This window comes from Streptomyces sp. NPDC059371 (assembly GCF_042751995.1).
GTDB lineage: Bacteria > Actinomycetota > Actinomycetes > Streptomycetales > Streptomycetaceae > Streptomyces.
Genome location: NZ_JBHYXD010000002.1, coordinates 48,555 through 72,371 on the forward strand (window position 1 = coordinate 48,555; position 23,817 = coordinate 72,371).

General features: G+C 70.8%; 22 protein-coding genes. 8 read left to right on the forward strand and 14 right to left on the reverse strand.

All coding sequences use genetic code 11. The features are described 5' to 3' along the window. Positions 1–45: 45 nt before the first annotated feature. Positions 46–885, reverse strand: a complete 840-nt coding sequence (locus tag ACFXGX_RS01470) for a phospholipid scramblase-related protein (protein ID WP_384783469.1) — start codon at positions 883–885, stop codon at positions 46–48. 52 nt (positions 886–937) lie between these two features. Beyond that, positions 938–2,989 carry a phosphocholine-specific phospholipase C gene (locus ACFXGX_RS01475; protein ID WP_384783471.1) on the reverse strand — a complete coding sequence of 684 codons (2,052 nt, stop codon included), beginning with the start codon at positions 2,987–2,989 and terminating at the stop codon, positions 938–940. Positions 2,990–3,312: 323 nt separating this feature from the next. On the opposite strand from ACFXGX_RS01475, the gene ACFXGX_RS01480 reads away from it, so the two are divergent. After that, the gene (locus ACFXGX_RS01480; protein WP_384783474.1) at positions 3,313–4,377 is read left to right on the forward strand and encodes a Rieske 2Fe-2S domain-containing protein; all 1,065 of its coding nucleotides are present in this window, start codon (positions 3,313–3,315) and stop codon (positions 4,375–4,377) included. Beyond that, entirely contained in the window at positions 4,374–5,372 is a 999-nt protein-coding gene (locus tag ACFXGX_RS01485) for a PDR/VanB family oxidoreductase (RefSeq protein WP_384783476.1), read from the forward strand. Before ACFXGX_RS01480 ends, ACFXGX_RS01485 begins: the two co-directional genes overlap by 4 nt. Here the strand turns inward: ACFXGX_RS01485 and ACFXGX_RS01490 are convergent. Further along, positions 5,323–6,138, reverse strand: a complete 816-nt coding sequence (locus ACFXGX_RS01490; RefSeq protein ID WP_384783478.1) for an IclR family transcriptional regulator C-terminal domain-containing protein — start codon at positions 6,136–6,138, stop codon at positions 5,323–5,325. The two genes, ACFXGX_RS01485 and ACFXGX_RS01490, sit on opposite strands and share 50 nt — an antisense overlap. A 185-nt stretch (positions 6,139–6,323) precedes the next feature. Between ACFXGX_RS01490 and ACFXGX_RS01495 the strand changes: the two genes are divergently transcribed. From ACFXGX_RS01495 to ACFXGX_RS01510, 4 genes are read left to right on the forward strand one after another with little or no spacing between them, the layout of a single operon-like run. Continuing rightward, on the forward strand, positions 6,324–7,295 hold the full coding sequence (locus tag ACFXGX_RS01495; RefSeq protein ID WP_384783480.1) for an ABC transporter substrate-binding protein: 972 nt from the start codon (positions 6,324–6,326) through the stop codon (positions 7,293–7,295). Next, positions 7,292–8,101, forward strand: coding sequence for an ABC transporter permease (locus ACFXGX_RS01500; RefSeq protein ID WP_384783482.1), 810 nt, complete (start codon positions 7,292–7,294; stop codon positions 8,099–8,101). Before ACFXGX_RS01495 ends, ACFXGX_RS01500 begins: the two co-directional genes overlap by 4 nt. Further along, positions 8,098–8,916 (forward strand): ABC transporter permease, encoded by an 819-nt coding sequence (locus tag ACFXGX_RS01505; protein ID WP_384783484.1) that lies wholly within the window; start codon positions 8,098–8,100, stop codon positions 8,914–8,916. Before ACFXGX_RS01500 ends, ACFXGX_RS01505 begins: the two co-directional genes overlap by 4 nt. Positions 8,917–8,939: 23 nt before the next feature. Beyond that, a complete protein-coding gene (locus ACFXGX_RS01510) occupies positions 8,940–9,752 on the forward strand; it encodes an ABC transporter ATP-binding protein (RefSeq protein WP_384783486.1) in 813 nt (270 codons plus the stop codon). Between the two features lie 40 nt (positions 9,753–9,792). Here ACFXGX_RS01510 and ACFXGX_RS01515 read toward each other — a convergent pair whose 3' ends face one another. From ACFXGX_RS01515 to ACFXGX_RS01565, 11 genes are all read right to left on the reverse strand, one after another. Further along, positions 9,793–11,394: a glycoside hydrolase family 13 protein gene (locus ACFXGX_RS01515; protein WP_384783488.1), complete on the reverse strand. Its 1,602-nt coding sequence runs from the start codon at positions 11,392–11,394 to the stop codon at positions 9,793–9,795. Between the two features lie 39 nt (positions 11,395–11,433). Continuing rightward, positions 11,434–12,309 (reverse strand): carbohydrate ABC transporter permease, encoded by an 876-nt coding sequence (locus ACFXGX_RS01520; protein WP_384783490.1) that lies wholly within the window; start codon positions 12,307–12,309, stop codon positions 11,434–11,436. Continuing rightward, positions 12,306–13,277, reverse strand: a complete 972-nt coding sequence (locus ACFXGX_RS01525; protein WP_384783492.1) for a carbohydrate ABC transporter permease — start codon at positions 13,275–13,277, stop codon at positions 12,306–12,308. The genes ACFXGX_RS01520 and ACFXGX_RS01525 overlap by 4 nt, the downstream gene beginning before the upstream one ends. Before the next feature lie 8 nt (positions 13,278–13,285). Further along, positions 13,286–14,638 (reverse strand): ABC transporter substrate-binding protein, encoded by a 1,353-nt coding sequence (locus ACFXGX_RS01530; protein WP_384783494.1) that lies wholly within the window; start codon positions 14,636–14,638, stop codon positions 13,286–13,288. A 250-nt stretch (positions 14,639–14,888) separates the two neighbouring features. Beyond that, complete coding sequence (locus ACFXGX_RS01535) at positions 14,889–15,887, reverse strand: LacI family DNA-binding transcriptional regulator (protein WP_384783496.1); 999 nt, start codon at positions 15,885–15,887, stop codon at positions 14,889–14,891. A gap of 230 nt (positions 15,888–16,117) precedes the next feature. After that, positions 16,118–16,807, reverse strand: coding sequence for a GntR family transcriptional regulator (locus ACFXGX_RS01540; protein ID WP_384783498.1), 690 nt, complete (start codon positions 16,805–16,807; stop codon positions 16,118–16,120). A 107-nt stretch (positions 16,808–16,914) separates the two neighbouring features. Further along, positions 16,915–17,916: a proline racemase family protein gene (locus tag ACFXGX_RS01545; RefSeq protein WP_384783500.1), complete on the reverse strand. Its 1,002-nt coding sequence runs from the start codon at positions 17,914–17,916 to the stop codon at positions 16,915–16,917. Between the two features lie 149 nt (positions 17,917–18,065). After that, on the reverse strand, positions 18,066–18,968 hold the full coding sequence (locus tag ACFXGX_RS01550; RefSeq protein WP_384783502.1) for a dihydrodipicolinate synthase family protein: 903 nt from the start codon (positions 18,966–18,968) through the stop codon (positions 18,066–18,068). Between the two features lie 180 nt (positions 18,969–19,148). Further along, positions 19,149–20,597: an FAD-dependent oxidoreductase gene (locus ACFXGX_RS01555; protein ID WP_384783504.1), complete on the reverse strand. Its 1,449-nt coding sequence runs from the start codon at positions 20,595–20,597 to the stop codon at positions 19,149–19,151. Next, positions 20,590–20,889, reverse strand: coding sequence for a (2Fe-2S)-binding protein (locus tag ACFXGX_RS01560; RefSeq protein WP_384783506.1), 300 nt, complete (start codon positions 20,887–20,889; stop codon positions 20,590–20,592). The genes ACFXGX_RS01555 and ACFXGX_RS01560 overlap by 8 nt, the downstream gene beginning before the upstream one ends. Continuing rightward, complete coding sequence (locus tag ACFXGX_RS01565) at positions 20,886–22,037, reverse strand: NAD(P)/FAD-dependent oxidoreductase (RefSeq protein WP_384783508.1); 1,152 nt, start codon at positions 22,035–22,037, stop codon at positions 20,886–20,888. Before ACFXGX_RS01565 ends, ACFXGX_RS01560 begins: the two co-directional genes overlap by 4 nt. Before the next feature lie 235 nt (positions 22,038–22,272). Between ACFXGX_RS01565 and ACFXGX_RS01570 the strand changes: the two genes are divergently transcribed. Continuing rightward, on the forward strand, positions 22,273–22,791 hold the full coding sequence (locus tag ACFXGX_RS01570) for a hypothetical protein (RefSeq protein ID WP_384783510.1): 519 nt from the start codon (positions 22,273–22,275) through the stop codon (positions 22,789–22,791). Between the two features lie 131 nt (positions 22,792–22,922). Next, positions 22,923–23,765, forward strand: a complete 843-nt coding sequence (locus ACFXGX_RS01575; RefSeq protein WP_384783512.1) for a DUF4097 domain-containing protein — start codon at positions 22,923–22,925, stop codon at positions 23,763–23,765. Positions 23,766–23,817 lie beyond the last annotated feature (52 nt).

The following is a 23,817-nucleotide window of genomic DNA, read 5'->3' on the forward strand; positions in this document are numbered from 1 at the left end:
GCCGCGGAGAGATCCGCGGCCGCCCTTCCGTATGTTCGTGTCCCGTCAGCCCAGTCCGCGGGAGTCCTGCTTGAGCGCCGTGTCGACGGTCAGCGCCGTCGCGACGACGAGGCTCAGCAGCGGCTCCGGGAGCTGGAAGTGGATCTGCAGGACGTAGTTGTCCGCGGTCGTGAACATCGTCTTGGCGAGGCCTTCCCAGGTCTTCGTGATCCGGGCCACCTCGTTCTCCGACTGGTCGACGATCGCGAAGTTCCAGGCACGCCAGTTCTCCGCCTTGATCGCGCCGACCTGCCGGCCGTCCACGTTCATCGCGAAGTTGATCTTGCCGATCATGTTCTTCTGGACGATCTCACCCACGGTGGAGCCGTCCGGACGGGACACGATCACGCGGGACTTGAATATCTTCGCCGGCCGGGTCAGCAGCAACTGCGGCTGCCCGTGGGCGTCGCGGATCTCCAGCCGGTGCGTGAGGAACTGGTCGAGGCTGGAGACCAGCCGCAGGATCTTCCTCAGCACGCCCTGACCGACCTCGGTGACCGAGCCGATCGGGTTGCCCTGCTGGTCCATGACCTTGTACTCGTTGGTCAGCTCGATCAGCTTGGCCTTCTGGTTCACCACCAGGACCGGCTCGGTGAACAGGGTGCCGCCGCCGGCACCGCTCGGGGCCACGCCGGCCTGCTGCTGCACCTGGCCCTGGACACGCGGGTCCGGTGCGGTGGCCTGCTGAGGGAATGCCTGCTGGGGCGGCGTGCCCTGGTGCGGCACCTGCTGTCCGGCCGGAGCCTCCTGGTCGGTCCACTGCGAGCCGTCCCAGTAACGCTGTGTCTGGGGCTTCCCGTTCGGGTCCGGGTACCAACCTGCAGGAGTGTTCGAATGCGTCGTCACCGGGGCACCCTACCGTGACATGGCCGGAAGACAACGGTCAGTTGTGGACCCATCAGACCGTGATGAGCGCAGGGTCGCTCTCACCGGGCCGTCCATTCTCGACATGTCCGGCGAATCGCCTCAGGAAGCCCGACTGTCCGTCGACGACGACACCGAGGTCGTACCAGCGCTTGCTCGCCGCCAGATCCACCGTGTGCTTCACGGTCGCGCCCGCCCGGACCCGGAAGACCTGCGCCGGTCCGCCGTAGCCGTTCGTGAGCCTGAGCGTCGCCGTCGCGGCACCCTTGTTGACGAAGGTGAGCTCCACGTCGCAGCCGGTGTGGCGGGCGGTGATCTCCGGTCCCGCCGTCCTGTTGGCCCCCTTGAAGGTGCGCAGGAAGCCGTTCGGCCCGTGGACGGTGAGGTCGTACGAGCCGCCCGAGTAGGCCGAGTTCCAGGTGTCCGAGACGGTCTTGCCCGCGGCGGCGGTGTAGGTCCAGGGGCCGTCGGTGCGGTTCCCGGAGGTGACGAGGAAGGCCGCGCCGGCCTTGGCGCCGGAGCCGAAGGTCAGCGTGAATTTCCCGGCCGCGGTGTCGGCCGAACCGTCCACGAGGGGCACGTACTTCAGCGGGCGGGTCGGGCGCGAGCCGCGCTCCTGCCGGGGCAGGGCGGGGTTCGCGGGCGGGGCGGGGACATAGTCGGGGTGGCGGTCGCCGTCCGGCGGCCGGTAGCCGTCGGTGGAGGGCAGGGTGACCGGCGCGGTGTCCTCGCGGGTGAAGTCGAAGGCGGCCGTGAGGTCACCGCAGACCGCGCGCCGCCAGGGCGAGATGTTGGGCTCGCGCACCCCGAACCGGGCTTCCATGAACCGGATGATCGAGGTGTGGTCGAGCGTCTCGGAGCAGACGTAACCGCCCTTGCTCCAGGGCGAGACGACGAGCATCGGCACCCGCTGGCCCAGTCCGTAGGGTCCGGCCGCATGGCTCACGTCGCCCGCGTACAGGTCCGGGCCGACGTCGACCGTGGACTTGCCCTGGGCCGCGGACTGCGGCGGGAAGGGCGGCACCAGGTGGTCGAAGAAGCCGTCGTTCTCGTCGTACGTGACGAACAGGGCCGTTTTGCTCCACACCTCGGGGTCGGAGGTGAGCGCGTCCAGCACCTGGGAGATGTACCAGGCGCCGTAGTTCGCGGGCCAGTTGGGGTGCTCGGTGAAGGCCTCGGGGGCGGCGATCCAGGAGACCTGCGGCAGCGTGCCGCCCTGCACGTCGGCCCTGAGCCGGTCGAAGAATCCCTCGCCCTTGCGGGCGTCGGTGCCGGTACGGGCCTTCTCGTACAGCGGGTCGCCCGGCCGGGCGTCGCGGTACTGGTTGAAGTACAGCAGCGAGTTGTCGCCGTAGTTGCCCCGGTAGGCGTCGGCTATCCAGCCCCAGGAGCCGTTCGCGTCCAGCCCGTCACCGACGTCCTGGTACACCTTCCAGGAGATCCCGGCCGCCTCCAGCCGCTCCGGATACGTCGTCCAGCCGTACCCGGCCTCGTCGTTGCCGAGGACCGGGCCGCCGCCCTTGCCGTCGTTGCCCGTGTGACCCGTCCACATGTAGTAGCGGTTGGGGTCCGTCGAGCCGATGAACGAGCAGTGGTACGCGTCGCAGACGGTGAACGAGTCGGCCAGCGCGTAGTGGAACGGGATGTCCTCCCGCGTCAGATACGCCATCGTCGTGGCCGACTTGGCGGGCACCCACTTGTCGTACCTGCCCTTGTTGAACGCGGCGTGCCCGTCGCTCCAGCCGTGCGGGAGGTCCTTGATGAACGCGAGACCGAGGTCGTCCATCTCCGGACGGAAGGGGAGCACGTCCTTGGTGCCGTCCGACTGGTACCAGACGGGCTTGGTGCCGGCCGGCGACGCCGGACGGGGGTCACCGAAGCCGCGGACACCTCTCATCGAGCCGAAGTAGTGGTCGAACGAACGGTTTTCCTGCATCAGGACGACGATGTGCTCGACATCCTCGATCGTGCCCGAACGACGATGCGCCGGCACAGCCGCCGCGCGCTGGACGCTGCCGGCCAGCGCGGTCAACGCCGCCGTCCCGCCCGCGATCTGGAAGAAACGGCGCCGATTCACTTGAGGCATGACTGGGTGACCTCTTGTCCTGACGGGCCCGTTGGCCGGAGGTTTGATGGAACGTGCGCGAAGGGAGTTTTCCAAGCGCACCGAACGTCAGGAAAGGGCCCTCTGTCCCTGACGTGAAGGTCGGCGGTACGCCAGACGAACCGATCCGGCCGGCGGACCGGACGGGCGGGACCCGTCCCGCGCCGGCCCCCGGAGGCGAACAGGTGCCGGCGGCGCTTCCGCCTGACGGAAGCCGCCTTGCCCGCCCGTCGCGGACGTCACGACGCTGAGTCCGACCACGGCACGCGGGGCGACGGTGCCCCGCTCTCAGGGACGGGAACGCCATGCCGCACATCACCGCCTTCGCCAGGAACCAGTGGTACGTCGTCGCCTTCACCTACGAGATCGGGCGTGAGCTCGTCGGGCGGACCGTCCTCGGTGAGCCGCTCGTGCTCTACCGGACCGCGGAGGACGGGGCGGTCGTCGCGTTGTCCGACCGGTGTGTGCACCGGCGTTTCCCGCTCTCGGAGAGCCGGCTCGATGGCGACCGGGTCGTGTGCGGCTACCACGGGTTCACCTACGACCCGACCGGGGCGTGTGTGTACGTGCCGGGGCAGAAGCGGATACCGCGCACCGCCCGTGTCGCCTCCTACCCGGTCGTCGAGCAGGATCTGTTCGTCTGGGCCTGGATCGGCGACCCCGCGCTCGCCGACCCGGGTTCCGTCCCGCGCGCACCGCACATGGACTCGCCCCACTGGACGACGGTCAGCGGCATGGAACCCATCGACGCGGACTACGGACTCCTCGTCGACAACCTCCTCGACCTCTCGCACGAGACGTATCTGCACGGCGGCTACATCGGCACACCCGAGGTCGCAGAGACGCCGATCGTCACCGAGGTGGACGAGGACGCCGGGATCGTGCGCGTCTCCCGGCGCATGGACGACGCCGCGTGTCCGCCCTTCTACGCGCGGTCGACCGGCGTCGAGGGCCGCATCACGCGCTGGCAGGACATCGAGTACCACGCACCCTGCCTCTATCTGCTGCACAGCAGGATCGCTCCGGCCGGCGTCCTGCCCGAGGCGGACGGCAGCGACCCGGACGCCTTCCACACCGAGATCACGTACGCCATCACGCCGTCCGGCGACGGCAGGGTGTACGACTTCTGGGCCGTCTCGCGCGACTTCGCCCGCTCGGACGACGAAGTCAGCGCCTTCATGCGGGACTTGAACCACACGGTCGTCATGCAGGACGTCGACGCGCTCAACATCCTCCAGCGGACCCTCGCGTCCGAGCGCGCCGGGTACCAGGAGCTGAGCATCGGCATCGACGCCGGCGGTCTCGCGGCCCGGCGCATCCTGGCCCGACTGGTCGAGGAGGGCGACAAGCCGGTGGAGAGGGTGCGGTGACCGGTTCGGCCGGCGAGAGCGCGTACGAGGCCGAACTCATCGTCGAGCGCAGGGAGTTCGCAGCCCAGGGTGTGCTCACCCTGAGCCTGCGGCATCCGCTCGGCGACGAACTCCCGCCCTGGGAACCGGGCGACCACATCGATGTGCTGCTCGGGCCGGAACTGGAGCGGCAGTACTCCCTGTGCGGTGATCCGGCCGACCGCACGACGTGGCGGATCGCGGTGCTGCGCGAACCGGACGGACGCGGCGGATCGGCTTACGTGCACGGACGGTTGGGCGAGGGCGACACGGTCCGTGTCCGGGGCCCGCGCCATCACTTCGCGCTCGTGCCCGCCCCGCGCTACCGCTTCGTCGCGGGCGGCATCGGCATCACCCCGATCCTGCCGATGCTCGCCGCGGCCGAGGCGGCGGGCGCCGAGTGGACCCTGCTGTACGGCGGACGGACCCGCGACTCCATGGCGTTCACCGAGGAGTTGCAGCGGTACGGGGACCGGGTCACCCTCGCCCCCCAGGACGAGACCGGAATGCTCGACCTGCCCTCCCTGCTCGCCGGGCTCTCCGGGCTCTCCGGGCTCTCCGGGCTCTCCGGGCTCTCCGGGCTCTCCGGGGACACCCTCGTCTACTGCTGTGGTCCCGGGCCGCTGCTCGACGCGATGGAGGAGCACTGCCCGGCCGGCCAACTGCGCGTCGAGCGGTTCCGGCCGAAGGACCAAGAGACCGGCGGGGAGGCCCAGTTCGAGGTCGTCCTGGAACGGTCGGGGCGGACAGTCACCGTCCTCCCCGGCGTCTCCGTCCTCGACACCGTGCGCGCCGCCGGTGTCCAGGTGCTCTACTCCTGCACCGAGGGCACGTGCGGAACCTGCGAGACGGACGTGCTCGAAGGGACCCCGGACCACCGGGACTCGGTGCTCACGGACGAGGAGCGGGCGACGGGCGCGACCATGCTCATCTGTGTGTCCCGCTGCCTGGGGAGACGGCTCGTCCTGGATCTGTGACCGCCAGATCCCGCTCGATCCGCGCGACCGTCTCCAGCAGAGGGGGAAGCAGGTCGCGGCGGACGGATTCGAGGCTGTTGCGGCTGGCGTGCACCGGGATGTTCGCGGCCGCCACCACGGCGCCGTCCCGGTCGCGCACCGGGGCGGCGACCGAGCGCAGCCCCTCCTCCAACTCCTGGTCGACGATGGCGTATCCCTGGCGTCGGGCGCGGGCCAGCTCCGCTCTCAGCAGGTCCGGCGCGACGATCGTCCGCCCGGTCAGGGGGCGCAGATCGGCCCGCTCCAGCCGGATGTCGATCTCGGCGTCCGTGAGGTGCGCGAGGATCACCCGGCCCACGGAGGTGGCGTGGGCCGGGAAGCGGGTTCCGACGGTGATCGCCACCGTCATGATGCGCCGGGCCGGGACCCGCGCCACGTACACGATGTCGTCGCCGTCGAGGACGCAGAGCGAGCTCGACTCCCCCACCTGTTCGGCGAGTTGCTTCAGATGCGGCTCGGCGATCTCCGGGAGGGTGAAGCCGGAGAGATAGGCGTAGCCGAGTTCCAGCACGCGCGGGGTGAGCCGGAAGACACGGCCGTCCGTGCGCATGTATCCGAGATCGACCAGGGTGAGGAGGAAGCGGCGTGCCGCCGCCCGGGTCAGGTCGCAGCCGCGTGCGACCTCACTGAGTGTCAGTTCCGGCCGGTCGGCGCCGAAGACGCGGATGACGGCGAGTCCGCGTTCGAAGGACCGGACGAAATGGGGTGCTCGGTCTGCTGCAGGCATCGTCGCCTCCAGAGGGACACACGGAGTGCTCTCGTCCGGGACGGGAACACACTTCGATAACTGTCAACAATATTGTCAGCCAAGGCCATTGACCCGGCACGGACAGGGTTCTACCTTCGCGCTGAGCACCATTGTGCGGTGTGCGCACGCCCTGTCGGAACACTCTCGTCTGCACAGGAGGAGCCATGCGTCGTCTGCTCGCCGGGATCGCGGCCGGAGCCTTACTGGTCGCCGCGTCGGCCTGCGGCTCGTCCGGCGGCGGTGGCGCCTCGGACAAGAACTCTTCGTCCGGCGGCACCACCACCGTCAAGCTGGGGATCATCCCCATCGTCGATGTCGCCCCGGTCTATCTGGGCCAGAAGAAGGGCTTCTACAAGAAGCACGGACTGACCCTGTCGATGACGGCCGCGCAGGGCGGCGCGGCGATCGTCCCCGGTGTCGTCTCGGGCCAGTTCCAGTTCGGGTTCTCCAACGTGACCTCGCTGATGATCGCCCAGTCCAACGGCGTTCCCGTGAAGGCCATCGCGAACGGCGTCGCCTCGACGGGCGTGGCGGGCGCGGACTTCGGCGCCATCACGGTGAAGAAGGGCAGCGCGATCAAGTCGGCGAAGGACCTGGAGGGCAAGAAGGTCGCCGTCAACACGCTGAAGAACATCAACGAGACGGCCGTACGCGAGTCGGTGCGCAAGGCGGGCGGCGACCCCTCCGAGGTGAAGTTCGTCGAACTCGCCTTCGACCTGATGCCCGCGGCCCTCGACAAGGGCCAGATCGACGCCGCGATGGTGGTCGAGCCGGCGCTCGCCACCGTCAAGAGCCAGGGCGCGACCGAGATCGCCTCCTCCCTGGTCGACGTGGCCAAGAACCTCACCGTCGCCATGTACTTCACCTCGAACCAGTACGCACAGCAACACCCCGACGTGGTCAAGAACTTCCAGGAGGCCACCGCGGAGTCCCTCGCCTACGCCGACGCGCACCCGGACGAGGTCCGGCAGATCGTCACCACGTACACCACGATCCCCGCGGCCGTACTGGCGAAGGTGACCCTGCCGAAGTGGCCGGCCGAGCCGAACCGGGCCTCGATCGAGACGCTGGAGAAGCTGGGCGAGCGGGACGGCCTCTTCAAGACGGCGCCCGATCTGGACAAGCTGCTGCCGTGACGGGGACGCAAGCGCGTGGCGGCGGCTCCACCGGCTGGGCCGTGAACGCCGCACTGGGCGCCGCCGGGCTCGCGGCCTTCCTCGCCCTCGGCGAGGCGGTGCCGCGGCTCGGCATCGTCAAGGAGCGGTTCTTCCCGCCGACCAGCCGGATCGCGGGGGCGCTCCGTGACGAGCTCGACGACGCGACCTTCTGGACAGACCTGGGCGACACCCTCACGGGCTGGGCGCTGGGGCTGGCGATCGCGGTGGCGGCGGGCGTCGTGGTGGGGGTGGTCGTCTCGGTCGTGCCGTATCTGCGCGAGGCGACCGCCTCGACGATCGAGTTCCTGCGCCCCATCCCCTCCGTGGCCCTGATCCCGCTCGCCGTCCTCCTCTACGGCACCGAGCTGCGGTCGGTGCTCCTGCTGGTCGTGTACGCGTCCTTCTGGCAGGTCCTCGTCCAGGTCATGTACGGCGTGCGGGACGTGGACCCGGTGGCCGAGGAGACGGCACGCTCGTACGGTCTCGGCACCTGGGCCCGGGTCCGTCATGTGCTGTGGCCCACCGCGCTCCCGTACGTCATGACGGGGGTCCGGCTCGCCGCGGCCGTCGCGCTCATCCTCACCGTGACCGCCGAACTCGTCATCGGCGCACCGGGGTTGGGCGCCCGCATCGCCGTCGCCCAGACCTCGCAGGCGGTGCCCGAGATGTACGCGCTGATCGTGGTCACCGGTCTGCTCGGGCTGCTGATCAACGTGGGTGCCCGGTCGGTGGAGCGGTACGCGCTGGCCTGGCACCAGTCGGTACGCGGGGAGGTGGCGGTATGACGGACGTCCCGGCGGGGCGGACGAGGACGGACCCGTGGGGCGGCCTCCTGCTGCGGGCGCTGTTCGTCGTCGCCCTCCCGGCGCTGCTGGTCGGTCTGTGGTGGCTCGCCTCGGACGGCAGCACCAACGTCTACTGGCCCCCGCTGCGCACGATCCTCAGGACGTTCCCCGACGTCTGGACCCGCGCGCGACTCCGCGCCGATCTGGTGCCCAGCCTGCTGCGACTGCTCGCCGGCTACGCGTCGGCCGCGACCGTGGGGATCGCCCTCGGGACGCTCATCGGCTCGTACCGGAAGGCGCGGGCGGTGTGCGAACCGGTCCTGGAGTTCCTGCGCGCGGTGCCGCCACCCGTCCTCGTTCCGGTCATCATGCTGTTCGCGGGCATCGGGGACACGATGAAGATCGTCGTGATCGCGAGCGGCTGTGTGTGGCCGATCCTGCTCAACACGATCGAGGGCGTGCGCGCCGTCGACTCCGTGATGTCCGAGACGGCCCGCTCGTACGGCATCACGGGTCCGGCGCGGATCCGGTCCGTCGTCCTGCCGTCCGCGAGCCCGCAGATCTTCGCGGGGCTGCGCCAGGCGCTGTCCATCGGCATCATCCTGATGGTCATCAGCGAGATGTTCGCGGCGAGCAACGGACTCGGCTTCACCATCGTGCAGTTCCAGCGCGGCTTCGCGATCCCCGACATGTGGACCGGGATCCTCGTCCTCGGCCTGCTCGGCTTCCTCCTCTCGGCCGTCTTCCAGGTGGTCGAACGCCGGGCTCTCGGCTGGTACCACGGTCTGCGCGACTCCTCCAGGCGGTCCCCGTGATGACGCTCGTGAAAGGGCGGTCCATGCACGCGTCTTTGGTCGTATCCGGCCTCCGGAAGGTCTACGAGGGGTCGGGGCGCCGGGTGGAGGCGGTCCGCGATCTCACGTTCACGGTCGACGCGGGTGAACTCGTCTGTCTGGTCGGCCCGTCGGGCTGCGGCAAGACCACCCTGCTGAAGTGCGTGGGCGGTCTGCTGGCGCCGACGTCGGGCCAGGTCCTGCTCGGGGGCCGGCGGGTCACCGGCCCACCGCCGGGCATGGCGTTCGTGTTCCAGGAGTACGGGCGCAGCCTGTTCCCCTGGATGCGGGTCGGCGAGAACGTCGAACTCCCCTTGAGGCAGAAGAGTCTGAGCAAGTGGCAGCGCCGGGAACTGGTCGCCGACGCGCTGGAGTCCGTGGGCCTGGCCGACGCCGCGAGGGCCTATCCGTGGCAGCTCTCGGGCGGGATGCAGCAGCGGGTCGCCATCGCGCGGGCCCTGGCGTACGAGCCCGAAGTGCTGCTCATGGACGAGCCGTTCGCGGCGGTCGACGCGCAGACCCGCGCCGATCTGGAGGATCTGGTGCGCGGGCTGTGGCGGCAGCGCGGGATCACGGTCCTGTTCGTGACCCATGACATCGACGAGGCCGTCTATCTGGGCGAGCGGGTTGTGGTCCTCTCGGCCTCCCCCACCGTCGTGCGGGAGCAACTGAAGGTCGATCTTCCCGAGGAGCGGGACCAGTTGCGTACCCGGGTCACCCCGCGCTTCGCCGAGCTGCGGACCCATGTGTACGAGCAGATCCAGGCGGCGAAACGCGGGGAGCCGGTCGTCGAGGACGCGCCTCCGTCCGATCGGTGAGACCCGTGGGAACGGTGCTTGCCGTGCGGTGCGGGCCCGCTCAGGCGCGCAGCCAGGCCGCCGTGTCCGGTGGAAGGAACCCGTCGGCGTCCAGCGGGCCGCTGTGGAGGAGCAGCCGGGAGTGCTCCGGGAGTTCGACCGGACCGTCGGCCAGGTTGACCACGCAGAGCAGTCCGTCCGCGCGGGCGAAGGCGAGGACACCCTCCGGTGCGGGCAGCCAGCCGAACGCGCCGTCCCCGAAGCCCGGTTCGGTGCGGCGGACGCGGAGCGCGGCACGGTAGAGGCTCAGCATGGACCCGGGATCGTCCGCCTGGCCGTCGGCGGCGTACGCGGGCCAGCCGTCGGGCTGCGGGAGCCAGGGGTCGCCGCCGAATCCGGCGTTCGGCTCCTCGGCCGTCCAGGGCAGCGGGACCCGGCAGCCGTCCCGGCCCGGGTCCGTGCCGCCGGAGCGCGAGTGCATCGGGTCCTGGATGCTGTCGAGCGGCAACTCCACCTCGGGCAGACCGAGTTCCTCTCCCTGGTAGACGTACACGGAACCGGGCAGGGCGAGCGAGAGCAGCGCCGCGGCGCGGGCCCGGCGGGTGCCGAGAGCCAGGTCGGTGGGGATGCCGAAGGCCTTGGCCGCGAAGTCGAAGCCGGTCTCCGTACGGCCGTAGCGGGTGACCGTGCGGGTCACGTCGTGGTTGCACAGCACCCAGGTGGCGGGCGCGCCGACGGGGGCGTGTTCGGCGAGGGTCTCGTCGATGGAGGTCCGCAGCCGTCCGGCGTCCCAGGGGCAGGACAGAAAGGAGAAGTTGAAGGCGGTGTGCAGTTCGTCGGGGCGCAGGTAGCGGGCGAAGCGCTCGGAGTCGGGGAGCCAGACCTCGCCGACGAAGACGCCGTCGTAGGCGTCGGCGACCGTCCGCCAGGAGCGGTAGATGTCATGGAGCTCGTCGCGGTCGACGTACGGGTTCGGGTCGCGGCCCTCGACGAAGTCGGGCAGGTCCGGGTCCTTGGCCAGCAGCGCGGCCGAGTCGATGCGGACGCCCGCGACCCCCCGCTCGAACCAGAAGCGCAGGATCTCCTCGTGTTCCCGGCGGACGGCCGGGTGCGCCCAGTTGAGGTCGGGCTGCTGGGGGGTGAAGAGGTGGAGGTACCAGTCGCCGTCGGGCAGCCGGGTCCACACCGGTTCGGTGGAGCCCGCGAACTGGGACGGCCAGTCGTTGGGCGGGAGTTCGCCGTGTTCGCCGCGTCCGGGGCGGAAGTGGAAGAGCTCGCGCTCCGGGCCGCCGGCCAGCGCCGCCCGGAACCAGGGGTGCTGGTCGGAGACGTGGTTCGGCACGATGTCGACCAGGGTGCGGATGCCCAGCTCGCGGGCCTCGGCGATGAGCTTCTCGGCCTCGGCGAGTGTCCCGAAGGCCGGGTCGATGGTGCGGTAGTCGGCGACGTCGTAGCCGCCGTCGGCCAGGGGCGAGAGATACCAGGGGTTGAACCACAGGGCGTCCACACCGAGTTCGGCGAGGTACGGGAGTCTGGCGCGGACGCCCGCGAGGTCGCCGGTGCCGTCGCCGTCGCCGTCCGCGAAGCTGCGGACGTACACCTGGTAGATGACGGCGGAACGCCACCACGCGGACTGATTTCGGGCAGGGCGGGGCTGTCCCACGGTGCGTTGCCTTTCGTTCGAGGGGGTCGGGTGCGGGCGTCAGCCCTTGGAGCTGCCCGCGCTGATCCCGGCGATGATGTGCCGCTGGAACACCAGGAACGTCACGACCATGGGGATGCTGGCGATCACCATCGCGGCGATGAGCACGGTGAGCTGGATGTTCTGCGACAGCTGCACGAGCGCCACGCTGATGGGCTGCTTGTCGGTGTCGGAGAAGACCATCAGCGGCCAGAGGAAGTCCTGCCAGACGGCGACCAGGGCGAAGATCGACACGACTCCGAGGACGGGCCGGGACATCGGCAGCACGATCGACCACAGGATGCGCAGCTTCCCGGCGCCGTCGATCTCGGCGGCCTCCAGGACGTCACGCGGTATCTGGTCGAAGAAGCGCTTGAGGAGATAGAGGTTGAAGGCGTTGGCGACGGCGGGCAGCCAGATGCCGAGCGGGGAGTTGAGCAGACTGGTGTGCAGGACGGGCAGGTCGGCGACGGTCAGGTACTTGGGAACCACCAGTGCCTGCGCGGGGACCATCAGGGTGGCGAGAATGCCGCCGAGGACCACCTTGCCGAAGGCCGGCTTCAGCTTGGACAGGGCGTAGGCGGCGGCCGTGCAGAAGACGAGCTGGAGCAGCCAGGCGCCCGCGGCCTGGACGACGGTGTTCCACAGGTGGGTGGGCAGGTCCATCAGGTCCCACGCGTCGGTGTAGCCGCCGAGGTGCCAGTGTTCCGGCAGCAGGGTGGGCGGAGTGCGCGTGACCTCGTCCGGCGACTTCATGGCGCCGGTCACCATCCAGTAGACGGGGAAGAGGAAGGCCAGCGCGAAGAGCAGGACGACGCCGCCGAAGACGGTCCAGTAGACGGCTCTGCCGCGGGGGCGGGCCAGGGCGAGCGGAGAGACAAGGGTGCGGGTGCTCACGCGTCCTCCCCTTCGGAGCGGGTCAGCCGCAGATAGAGGGCGGAGAAGGCGCTGAGCAGGACGAGCAGCATGACGCTCAGGGCGCAGGCTCCGCCGAAGTCGTTGTAGAGGAAGGCGTACTTGTAGATCAGGTAGAGCACCGTGACGGTCTTGTCCTCGGGGCCGCCGCCGGTGATCACGAAGGGTTCGGTGAACACCTGCATGGTGGCGATGATCTGAAGCAGCATCAGCATGAGGATGATGAAGCGCGTCTGAGGGATCGTCACGTGACGGATGCGCTGGAACAGGTTCGCGCCGTCCAGCTCGGCCGCCTCGTACAGCTCGCCGGGGATGCTCTGGAGGGCGGCGAGGTAGATGAGGACGGTGCCGCCGAGGTTGGCCCAGGTGGCGACGATGACCAGGGAGACGAGCGCGGTGTCGGCGCCGTTGGACCAGTTCGAGGTCGGCAGGTGCAGCGCGCGCAGCGTCTCGTTGGCGAGGCCGGCTCCGGGATCGTAGAACCACTTCCACAGCAGGGCGCTGACCACCGGCGGGATCATCACCGGCAGATAGACCACGACCCGGAAGAACGCCTTCGCGTGCCGCAGTTCATTGAGGACGAGCGCCATCACGAAGGGGACGGCGAAGCCGATGAGCAGGGCGAGGAGGGTGAAGGTGAGGGTGTTGCGCCAGGCGGCCGTGAACTCCGGGTCGTGGAAGACCCGGGTGAAGTTGGCGGTGCCGACCCACTCGCCGCCGCTGCCCGGTGTGTACTTCTGGAAGGCGATCACGACGGCGCGGATCGCCGGGTACCAGGAGAACAGGGCGAAGCAGAGCAGGCCGCCCGCCAGGAAGGCGTAGGCGCGGAACTGGTCGGCCAGGCGCCGGCGCCACGGTCCCCCGGTCCGGCGCCCGGCCGACCGCGGCGCCTCCGGCGCGCCGACGGCGGCCGGAGGGAGCACTGCGGGGGGCTTCGATGCGGTCTTCATGAACGGTGTCAGCCTCGGGCCAGGATGGAGTCGATCTTGCCGGAGGCGTCCTTGAGGAGCTGGTCGATGTCGGCGTCCTTCTTGGTGAGGACCGCGGACACGGCGGCGTCGAGGACGGAGTAGATCTGCTGGGCCTGCGGCGGCTCGATCTTCATGTCGAGGCTCTGGTTGCCGTCGAGGAAGGCCTGGTAGTTCTCCACGGGCACGTTGGCGTTGCCCTTCTTGACCTGCTGGTCCTTGTCGTCGGCGGCACCGGTGAACAGGCGCGGCTCGGGCAGGCCGACGGGCGCGTTGTTCTGCTTGGCGCGGGCGTAGTCACCGAGGAAGCCGTCGCCGGGCGTCAGGAACATGGAGTCGAGCCACTTGAGGCCCGCCTTGATCTGGGCCGGCGAGTCCTTCTTGTTGAACATGTAGCCGTCGCCGCCGATGAGCGTGCCCTTGCCGCCGGGCATCGGCGCCAGGCCGAGGTCGTTGTAGTTGCCGCCCTTCTCCTTGACCAGGATCGGGATGTTGTCGGGCGCGGAGAGGTACATGCCGAGCTTGCCGGAGCCCATCATCTGCTGCACGTCGTTGATGACGAGGAGCTGCTTGCTGCCCATGGAGTTGTCGCTCCAGCGCATGTCCTTCAGGTTCTGCAGGACCGCCTTGCCCTCGGCGGTGTCGACCGTCGCCTTCTTGCCGTCCTCGGAGACGACGTCGCCGCCCTGCGAGTACAGCTCGGCGGTGAAGTGCCAGCCGCCCTGGTTCTGGGCGCTGTAGTCGGCGTAACCGACCGTGCCGTTGCCGAGCGCGGCGATCTTCTTGGCGTCCGCGCGCAGCTCCTCCCAGGTGGCCGGGGGCTTGTCGGGGTCGAGACCGGCCTTCTTGAAGAGGGCCTTGTTGTAGATGAGGCCCATCGAATAGCCGGTGCGCGGGATGCCGTAGATCTTGCCGTCGACCGTGTAGATGTCGCGCAGTTGCTGCTGGATGGTGCTGTAGCTCTTGAGGTCCTTGACGTAACTCGTGATGTCGGCGGCCTGGTTGACGTCGACGACGTGCTTGGCGTCGGTGAAGTACGTGTAGAACACGTCCTCCATCTGGCCGCCGGCGAGCTTGGCGTCGAAGGTCTTGGGGTCCTGACACGGGAACGCGTCGTGCAGGGTGACGTCGATGCCCGGGTTGGCCTTCTCGAACGCCTTGGTGTCGGCGTCGAAGAACGAGCGGTCGACCTTGGCACTCTTCGGCGGCTCGCAGTTGACGGTGATGCGGGTCTTTCCGTCGGCCGCGTCGTCGTCGCCGCTCGAACCGCACGCGGCGGCGGTGAGCGCGACGGAGGACGCCATGAGCATGACGAAACTACGGCGGAACCCGGTACTTCTCATTGGTGGACCCCTTCGGGCTGGAGCGAGGAAGGCCCACGGCGGGCGTGCCGCCGTGTTCTGGCGCCGCACACTCAAGCACCGACGACATCCCTCCGCAAGATGTCGCGCAGAATCTGTAATTATTTGACAGAGGTTGGGGGTCTCCGTGGCAGGTGGTTGCGTAGCGGAGTCAACGGCCCCGGAACGACCGCCGGGCCGCCGCGTGGTGCGACGACCCGGTCGCCGGCGCCGGCCGGCCCTCACCCGCGGCTCAGCCGCGGGGCGCCTGCGCGGTCGACCCGCGCACCACCAGCTCCGGCTCGAACAGCAGTTCCTCGGGGGTCACGCTGCTGCCGCCGATCTGCGCGTTGAGCAGCTCCACGGCGGCGCGCCCCATGGCCTCGATGGGCTGGCGGACCGTCGTCAGCGGGGGTTCGGTGCAGTTCATGAACGCCGAGTCGTCGTACCCGACGACGGAGATCTCGCCGGGGACACTGAGCCCCTTGCGGCGGGCGGCCCGTACGGCACCGAGCGCGAGCGGGTCGCTGGCGCAGATGATGCCGGTGACCCCCTGGTCGAGCAGCCTGGTGGCCGCGGCCTGGCCGCCCTCCAGCGAGAACATCGACCGTGCCACGTACGCGTCCGGCAGATCCGGAGCCAGGGCGCGCGCGGCCGCGAGCTTGCGGCCCGAGGGCATGTGGTCGCCGGGGCCGAGGACGAGTCCGATCCGCTCGTGGCCGAGCGAGTCGAGATGGCGCCACGCCTGCTCGACGGCGACGGCGTCGTCACAGGAGACACAGGGGAAGCCGAGGTGCTCGATGGCCGCGTTGACCAGCACCACCGGAATGTTGCGGTCCGCGAGCTCGCGGTAGTGGTCGTGCGGCGCGTCGGCCTGCGCGTACAGACCGCCGGCGAACACCACCCCGGAGACCTGCTGCTGGAGCAGGAGCTCCACGTAGTCGGCCTCGGAGACCCCGCCCTTGGTCTGGGTGCACAGCACCGGGGTGAGCCCGAGCTGGGCGAGCGCTCCGCCGATCACCTCGGCGAACGCCGGGAAGATCGGGTTCTGCAGCTCGGGCAGAACGAGCCCGACGAGCCGCGCGCGTTCACCGCGGAGCTGGGTCGGCCGCTCGTAGCCGAGGACGTCCAGGGCGGACAGGACCGCCTGCCGGGTGGAGTCGGAGACACCCGGCTTGCCGTTGAGCACCCGGCTGACCGTGGCCTCGCTGACCCCGACCTTCTTCGCCACCTGAGCAAGTCGTCGCGTCATGAGCGCAAGAATAGCGCAAGAATTGCAAACTGCTTGCGTAGCACTTCGGCCGGTTCCCGACCGTGGAGCCGGGTCCGGGGTCAGGCGGGCCCGGCGGTTTCACGCCCGGCGGGCCCGGTGGTTTCACGCCCGGCGGGCCCGGTGGATTCACACCCGGCGGTTCCCGTCCGGCGGGCCCGGTGGTTCACGCTTCGGGGGCCCGGTTTTCTCACGCCGCACCGCGAAACCCCTCAGGGCGCCGCCCACAGACCGCGGACGTGGCCCAGGTGACGCGTCATCACCGCGCGCACGGCACGCTCGTCGCGTTCCAAAAGGGCGTCGAGGAGTTCCAGGTGCTCCCGGGCCGAGGCCTCCAGCCGGCCCGCCCGGACCAGGGCGTCGAGCCCGTACAGCCGTGAGCGCTTGCGCAGGTCGCCGACGACCGCGACCAGATGGGAGTTGCCCGCGAGGGCCAGCAGACCGAGGTGGAAGCGGATGTCCGCCTCCACGTAGGCGATGAGGTCGCCGGCGGCCGCCGCCGTCACGATCTCCCGGGCGGCCGGACGCAGCGCCTCCAGCGAGACGGGATCGGCCGTGGTGGCCAGCCGTACGACGGTGGGGATCTCGATGAGCGAGCGGATGTGGGTGTACTCGTCGAGCTGCTTCTCGGAGACCTCCGTGACCCGGAACCCCTTGTTGGGGACCGTGTCGACCAGGCCCTCCTTGGCCAGGTCGAGCATGGCCTCGCGGACCGGCGTCGCCGAGACGCCGAAACGGGCCGCCAGCGTCGGCGCCGAGTAGACCTCGCCGGGCCGCAGCTCGCCCGCGATCAGCGCGGCGCGCAGCGCGTCGGCCACGCGCTCGCGGTAGCTGCTCCGCCTGCCGCCCAGCGTGGGCAGGTCGGGAGCTGCTGCGGGTTCGCTGCTGCGCTGGGCGGCCATCAAGGTCTCCTCGTACGGGCCGGTGTGCCGTCGTTCTGCCGCACCGGCCCTGTGCCATGTCACGTCTTACTGGGAGCACCAGTATCTACGCCCCGGCGCGGGGCCGCTCACAGGACGAACCCGGCCGGGAACGGATCCGAGGGGTCGAGCAGGTACTGGGCGGTTCCCGTGATCCAGGCGCGGCCCGTGAAGCTGGGCAGCACGGCGGGCACTCCGGCGACCTCGGTGGTGCCGAGCAGCCGCCCGGTGAACCGCGTCCCGATGAAGGACTCGTTCACGAACTCGGTGTCCAGCGGGAGTTCACCCCGGGCGTGGAGCTGGGCCATGCGCGCGCTGGTGCCGGTACCGCAGGGCGAGCGGTCGAACCAGCCGGGGTGGATCGCCATCGCGTGCCGCGAGTATCGGGCCGTCGCCCCGGGCGCGTACAGGTGGACGTGGTGGCAGCCGCGGATCGACGGGTCCTCGGGGTGCACGGGCTCGCCCTCGGCGTTGACCGCGTCCATGAGCGCGAGCCCCGCCGCGAGGATCTCGTCCTTGCGGGAGCGGTCGAAGGGCAGGCCGAACTGCTCCAGCGGCAGGATCGCGTAGAAGTTGCCGCCGTACGCCAGGTCGTACGTCACCGTGCGCCCGTCGGCGAGCGTGGCCTTGCGGTCGAGACGGACGGCGAACGAGGGCACGTTCCGTAGCGTGACCTCCTTGGCCGCGCCGTCCTCCACGGCGACCTCGGCGACGACGAGACCCGCGGGGGTGTCGAGCCGGATCGTCGTGACCGGCTCGACGACCTCGACCATGCCGGTCTCCACCAGCACGGTCGCGACACCGATCGTGCCGTGTCCGCACATCGGGAGATAGCCCGACACCTCGATGTAGATCACGCCGTAGTCGCAGTCGGGGCGGGTGGACGGCTGGAGGACGGCCCCGCTCATCGCCGCGTGGCCGCGCGGCTCGTTCATCAGGAGCTGTTTGATGTCGTCGCGGTGCTCGCGGAAGTGGAGCCGCCGCTCGTTCATGGTCGCGCCCGGGACGGTGCCGATCCCGCCGGTGATCACCCGGGTCGGCATGCCCTCGGTGTGCGAGTCGACGGCGTGCAGGACGAGTTTGCTGCGCATGGGACTCCTGAGTGATCTCGACGGGTGGCAGGAGGGTGGCGGAGGGGCCAGGCCGGGTCGGCTCGGGCGGGGCCGGCGGCGGAGCCGGGCCGGGCCGGCTCGGGCGGGGCCGGCAGCGGAGGGGCGGGGCCGGCTCGGGCGAGACTTGCTCAGGCGAGACCGGCGGCGACGGCCTGGTCCGTCGCCCAGCGCACGGCGGCCGCCTGTTCGGGCAGCAGCGGGACGCGCGGCGGCCGGACCGGACCGCCGTGGCGGCCGACGATGTCCATGGACAGCTTGATGGCCTGGACGAACTCGACCTGGGAGTCCCAGCGCAGCAGCGGGTGCAGCAGCCGGTAGAGCTTGCCCGCCGTGTCGAGGTCACCGGCGACGGCCGCGCGGTAGAGCTCGACGCTCGTCCGGGGCAGCGCGTTCGGGTATCCGGCCACCCAGCCCTTGGCCCCGGCCACGGCGAGTTCGAGGAGGACGTCGTCGGCGCCGATCAACAGGTCGAGTTCCGGGGCGAGTTCGGCGATGCGGTAGGCGCGGCGCACATCTCCGGAGAACTCCTTGACCGCTTGGACGAAGCCGGCGGCGTGCAGCTTCGTGAGGAGTTCGGGCACCAGGTCGACCTTGGTGTCGATCGGATTGTTGTACGCGACGACCGGGATGCCCGCCCGGGAGACCTCCTCGTAGTGGGCGAGGACGGAACGGTCGTCCGCGCGGTAGGAGTTGGGCGGCAGCAGCATCACGGCGCCGCAGCCCGCGTCCCTGGCCTGCTCGGCCCAGCGGCGGGCCTCCGCCGAGCCGTACGCGGCGACGCCGGGCATGACCCGGGAACCGCCGATCGCGGCGACGGCGGTCTCGACGACCTTGGCGCGCTCTTCGGGGGTGAGCACCTGGTACTCACCGAGGGAGCCGTTCGGTACGACGCCGTCGCAGCCGTTCTCGACGAGCCAGGCACAGTGGTCGGCGTACCGGCCGTGGTCGACACCGAGGTCGTCGTTCAGCGGGAGCGCGGTGGCGACGAGGACTCCACGCCAAGGGCGTCGACTGTCGGGGGTGTCGGTCATGAGATGCTCATCCCTCTCAATAGAGTGTGACATTTTATTGACGGTCGAGGTGAGTCGCGGCGAGGCGGGGAACGGGCCGCGCCGGTGACGGGAGCTTCGTTCCGGGTCCGCCGGGGAGCGTCACCGCCGGCCGTGGAGCGTCACCGCCGGCCGTGGAGCGTCACCGCCGGCAGGGGAGCATCACCGCCGGCCGGGTGGCGGGCCCGCGCCGGGTGACAGGTCCTCGTCCGAACCGGCACGGGCGAGGACGCCGAGCGGTACCGGACGCGCCAACATCCTTTGTACGGGCGCCTGTTCGCAGCCCGCGAGTCCGGCGACGGCGGGTTCGCAGATCCGGCCCTGGCACCATCCCATTCCGGCGCGCGTGAGCAGCTTGACCGTGCGGACGTCGCCCGCCCCGAGGTCGGTGACGGCCTCGCGGACGCGGCCGGCCGTGACCTCCTCGCAGCGGCACACGACGGTCTCGTCGGTGACCTGGTCCGTCCAGTGGGCGGGCGGTCGGTACACGGCGTCCAGCGCGGAGGCGAACGCGCGCGCTCTCGCACGGACCCTGACGGCTCGGGCGGCCGACCGCGGATCGGGTTCGGCGCCGCGCAGCCGGGCCGCCACCGACCGGCCCGCGAGATGCCCCTCGGCCAGGGAGAGCGTGGCGCCACCGATCCCCGTGGTCTCACCGGCGGCCCAGACGCCGGGCACGTCGGTGCGCTGCTCGTCGTCCACGTCCACCCGCGAGGCGTCGGTCCGGCAGCCGAGCGCCTCGGCGAGATCGGTGTGCGGGACCATCCCGTGCCCGATGGCGAGCGCCTCGCACGGGATCCGCCGCTCCGTTCCGGGTCGTACCCGCCCGTCCGGGCCGAGCGCGGCGACGGTGACGGCTTCGAGCCGGCCCTCGCCATGGGCTTCCACGACGGTGTGCCGCGGGACGAACGGGACGCGGTGGCGCAGGAGCCGGGCCGCGTACAGGGCCGCCTCGGCGATCTTGCCCGGCTCGGCCGCCAGCGCCCCGCCGCCGGTCAGCAGCCTTCTCGGATCGAGGGACTCCACGAGCGCGGCGACCTCGACCCCGGCGGCGGCGAGGGAGGTCGCGACGGGCAGGAGCAGCGGCCCGCTTCCCGCGACGACGGCTCTGCGTCCCGGCACGACGAGGCCGCCCTTGAGCATGGCCTGGGCCCCGCCCGCGGTCACGACTCCCGGCAGGGTCCAGCCGGGGAAGGGCAGCACCTTCTCGTATCCGCCGGTGGCGAGGACCACGGCGTCGGCGCGCAGGGCGACGGACTCCTCCTGGAGTGGGCCGAGGAGAGCGTGGACGGTGAATCCCGGCCGATCGCCCGTCGCCCCGGTCCGCTCGGCCAGCCAGACGTGATGGTCCGTCAAGTGCCTGACCGTGCCCGCCTCCAGGTGTCCGGCGAGCCCCCGTTCCAGTCGCTCCCAGGTGTGCCACCGGTGGTGCAGCGCTCGGGGCCGCCGGGCGCCCAGGCCGCTCGCGGGCCGGCGGTAGAACTGTCCGCCCGCGCTCGGGGCCGCGTCGATCAGCGTCACCCGCACGCCGTGTGCCGCCGCGGCCAGGGAGGCGGCGAGACCGGCCGGGCCCGCGCCGATCACCGCGAGGCGGTGGGGTCCGTCAGTCATCGTGGCCGGTGCCTTCCTGGGTGCGGATCGCGTCGCCGGGCGCCAGCGGGACCAGACAAGCCCGTTGGTTGGGGCGCTCGTTGACGGTGACGAGGCAGTCGAAGCAGACGCCGATGCCGCAGAAGACCCCGCGGGGCCGGCCCCCGTCACGGGTGCTGCGCCACGAGGTGATGCCCTCGGCCCACAGCGCGGCGGCGACGGTCCGGCCGGGCAGCACCTCGACGGCTCGGCCGTCGAGGGTGACGGTGAAGGCGGGGCCGGGTTCGGCCCGTACGAGGTCCAGGGGGTTCACACGGCCTCCTCGGGGAAGCGGTCGGGCCGGAACGGTGTGAGGTCGAGGCCGGGTGCCCTGCCGGCCAGGACCTGCGCGATCAGCTGTCCGGTGCCGGTGGACAGTCCGATGCCGGCTCCCTCGTGCCCGCAGGCGTGGAGGAGACCGGGCGCCCTGGGGTCGGGGCCGATGGCGGGCAGATGGTCGGGCAGGTAGGGGCGGAATCCGAGGTAGGTCCGCAGGGCGCGCACCTCGGACAGGAAGGGAAAGAGCCGCGTGGCCCCCGCGGCCAGTTCCCGCACGACGGGCAGCGAGAACGACCGGTCGAAGCCGACGCGTTCCCGGCTCGCGCCGATCAGGATCGGGCCGGCCGCGGTCCCCTCCACCACCGGCGACGTCTGGAGGGCGGCCGAGTCACTGGCGACGTCGGCGACGTAGTCCGCGGCGTACACCTTGTGGCGCACCCGGCGCGGCAGGGGCTCGGTGACGAGGACGAATCCCCGGCGGGGCAGGACGGGGAGCGTGACGCCCGCGAGCGAGGCCACTTCGGCGCCCCAGGTGCCGGCCGCGTTGACCACGGCGGGTGCGTGCAGGTCGCCCCGGTCGGTGCGCACTCCGCGGACCGAGCCGTCCCTCGCGCGCAGCACCTCGGTGACGGTGTGCCCGGTCACCAGCCGCGCCCCCGATGCCCGGAGGAGACGGGCGGCCGCGAGGGCGGGCATCACCTGGGTGTCCTGGGGATAGCGGACGCCGCCCGCGAGTCCTGGGGCCAAGTACGGTTCCAGGTCGTGCAGTTGGTCGGCGGCGACCGGTTCGGCCAGCACACCGGCCGTCCGCTGACCCGCAGCGAACGTCTCCAGCGCGGCCAGGCCCGCGGGGGTGGACGCCACGACGACGCCGCCCTTGGCCTCGTACTCGACCGCCTTCCCGTGCTCCTCGGCGAGGTCGGCCCACAGGCGCCCGGAGAGCAGGGCGAGGTCGAGTTCGGGTCCGGGTTCCTTGTCGGAGACGAGCAGATTGCCCTCACCCGCGCCGGTCGTCCCGCCGGCCACCGGGCCGCGGTCCACCACGACTACATCGAGGCCCTCGCGAGCCGCGTACAAGGCACAGGCGGCGCCGACCATTCCGGCTCCGACGATCACGACATCGCAGGTAACAGGCCTACTCACATCAGTACTATGTCACATACCGCAGCGAGAGTCCTGGACTCTGACAGAAGCCCCGAGCCCCGACGACCGACGGCCGGGGCGGACGCGATCCGGCACTGCGAGACATCACGCCTCACCACCCCGGCACCACGCCTCACCACACCGCACCACTCGACACCATCCGGCGCCATCGAACGCCACCACCGGGTGCCACACAGGCTTGCACATGGCGCCATAGTGGTGCCACGATGTCGGCATGGACCTCACTCCGTATGTCGACGCACTGCGCCGGGAACTCGCGGTGGCCGCCGAAGCCGGCGGGGAAGAAGCCCGTCAACTGGCCGAACGGGTCACCGCTCCGCTGGAGTCGGCGGCCCGTCTGACCATGCTCGACGTGCTCTCCGCCGCGATGGACGAGATCACCCGCGAGCTGGCTCCCGGCTCGGTCGACATACGGCTACGGGGACTGGATCCCGACTTCGTGGTGACACCACCACCGCACCACGGCGGCATCACAGAAGCGCCGGAGAGACCCGCCGGAGCGTTCAGGGCCTCCGGGTCCGTCGACGCCGACGACGGCGGCACGGTCCGCGTCAACCTGCGGCTACCGGCCCATCTCAAGGCGCGCGCCGAGGAGGCCGCGAGGCGGGAAGGGCTGTCGGTCAACGCGTGGCTGGTGCTGGGCGTGTCGGCCGCCGTCGACGGCGGGACCCGGCCGGGCGCGACGGGCGGGAACCGCACCATCGGACACGGCTTCACGGGCTGGGTGCGCTGACCACGACGGAACCCGGGCCCGAACCCGAACCCGCACACCCACACCGCACCAGCACCAGCACCAGCACCACTTCACCAACACGGCGTCCCACCTGCGCGGACGCCCCAAGTACCCACGAGGACGGTACGGCCATGCCTTCTTTCGACACTCCCGAACCCATCTCGGTCACCGCCCACGTGGCCGCCGGTTCCATCCGTTTCACCGCCGGGGACCGCCCCGACACGGTCGTCGAGGTGCGGCCCCTCGACCCGAAGAAGGACAGGGACGTACGGGCCGCCGAGCAGACGGAGATCGGGTACGCGAGTGGCGCCCTGACGGTCAGGACGAAGCAGCGCCACCTCGTCGGCTCCAGCGGCGCCGTCGATGTGACCATCTGCCTGCCCTCGGGCTCTCGACTCGACCTGACCTGCTCCTGGACCCAGGTGCTCGCCGAAGGCCGGCTCGGCGAGGTCCGGGTGAAGTCCTCGGCCGGCGACGTACGCCTCGACACCACCGGCCCGCTCGAACTGACGGTGTCGCACGGCCTGATCACCGTGGACCGGATCGACGGCTCGGCCGAGATCACCAGCAGCACCGGCAACGTGCGCGTCGGCACGGTCGCCGGACCCGCCGTCCTGAAGAACTCGCACGGCTCCACGACCGTCGGCACCGTGACGGGCGAACTGCGGGCTAGCGGCACCAACGGTGGCATCGACATCGCGCGCGCCGAGGCGTCGGTCACCGGCACCACGACCAACGGGCACCTTCGCGTCGCCGAAGTCGTCTGCGGCGAGGTCCGGTTGGAGACCTCCAACGGCTCCATCGAGGTCGGCGTCGGCGAAGGTGTCACCACCTGGCTGGACGTCAGCTCCAACCGCGGACAGGTGCGCAACAGGCTCGCCGCGTCCGAGGCCCCGGAGATGACCGAGGGCACGGTCGCGGTCCGGGCGCGGAGCAACTGGGGCAACATCGACATCCTGCGGGCCAAGTCCTGAGCTCTCGCCCCCGGCTCCTCCCTCCCCCTCCCCCCTCCACCACATTCACCCG

Excerpts from the sequence above, each read along its gene's own strand:
- ACFXGX_RS01475 (WP_384783471.1), bottom strand. The coding sequence starts at position 2,989 with ATGCCTCAAGTGAATCGGCGCCGTTTCTTCCAGATCGCGGGCGGGACG.
- ACFXGX_RS01480 (WP_384783474.1), top strand. The coding sequence starts at position 3,313 with ATGCCGCACATCACCGCCTTCGCCAGGAACCAGTGGTACGTCGTCGCC.
- ACFXGX_RS01490 (WP_384783478.1), bottom strand. The coding sequence starts at position 6,138 with ATGCCTGCAGCAGACCGAGCACCCCATTTCGTCCGGTCCTTCGAACGC.
- ACFXGX_RS01495 (WP_384783480.1), top strand. The coding sequence starts at position 6,324 with ATGCGTCGTCTGCTCGCCGGGATCGCGGCCGGAGCCTTACTGGTCGCC.
- ACFXGX_RS01505 (WP_384783484.1), top strand. The coding sequence starts at position 8,098 with ATGACGGACGTCCCGGCGGGGCGGACGAGGACGGACCCGTGGGGCGGC.
- ACFXGX_RS01510 (WP_384783486.1), top strand. The coding sequence starts at position 8,940 with ATGCACGCGTCTTTGGTCGTATCCGGCCTCCGGAAGGTCTACGAGGGG.
- ACFXGX_RS01525 (WP_384783492.1), bottom strand. The coding sequence starts at position 13,277 with ATGAAGACCGCATCGAAGCCCCCCGCAGTGCTCCCTCCGGCCGCCGTC.
- ACFXGX_RS01530 (WP_384783494.1), bottom strand. The coding sequence starts at position 14,638 with ATGAGAAGTACCGGGTTCCGCCGTAGTTTCGTCATGCTCATGGCGTCC.
- ACFXGX_RS01535 (WP_384783496.1), bottom strand. The coding sequence starts at position 15,887 with ATGACGCGACGACTTGCTCAGGTGGCGAAGAAGGTCGGGGTCAGCGAG.
- ACFXGX_RS01540 (WP_384783498.1), bottom strand. The coding sequence starts at position 16,807 with ATGGCCGCCCAGCGCAGCAGCGAACCCGCAGCAGCTCCCGACCTGCCC.
- ACFXGX_RS01545 (WP_384783500.1), bottom strand. The coding sequence starts at position 17,916 with ATGCGCAGCAAACTCGTCCTGCACGCCGTCGACTCGCACACCGAGGGC.
- ACFXGX_RS01550 (WP_384783502.1), bottom strand. The coding sequence starts at position 18,968 with ATGACCGACACCCCCGACAGTCGACGCCCTTGGCGTGGAGTCCTCGTC.
- ACFXGX_RS01555 (WP_384783504.1), bottom strand. The coding sequence starts at position 20,597 with ATGACTGACGGACCCCACCGCCTCGCGGTGATCGGCGCGGGCCCGGCC.
- ACFXGX_RS01570 (WP_384783510.1), top strand. The coding sequence starts at position 22,273 with ATGGACCTCACTCCGTATGTCGACGCACTGCGCCGGGAACTCGCGGTG.
- ACFXGX_RS01575 (WP_384783512.1), top strand. The coding sequence starts at position 22,923 with ATGCCTTCTTTCGACACTCCCGAACCCATCTCGGTCACCGCCCACGTG.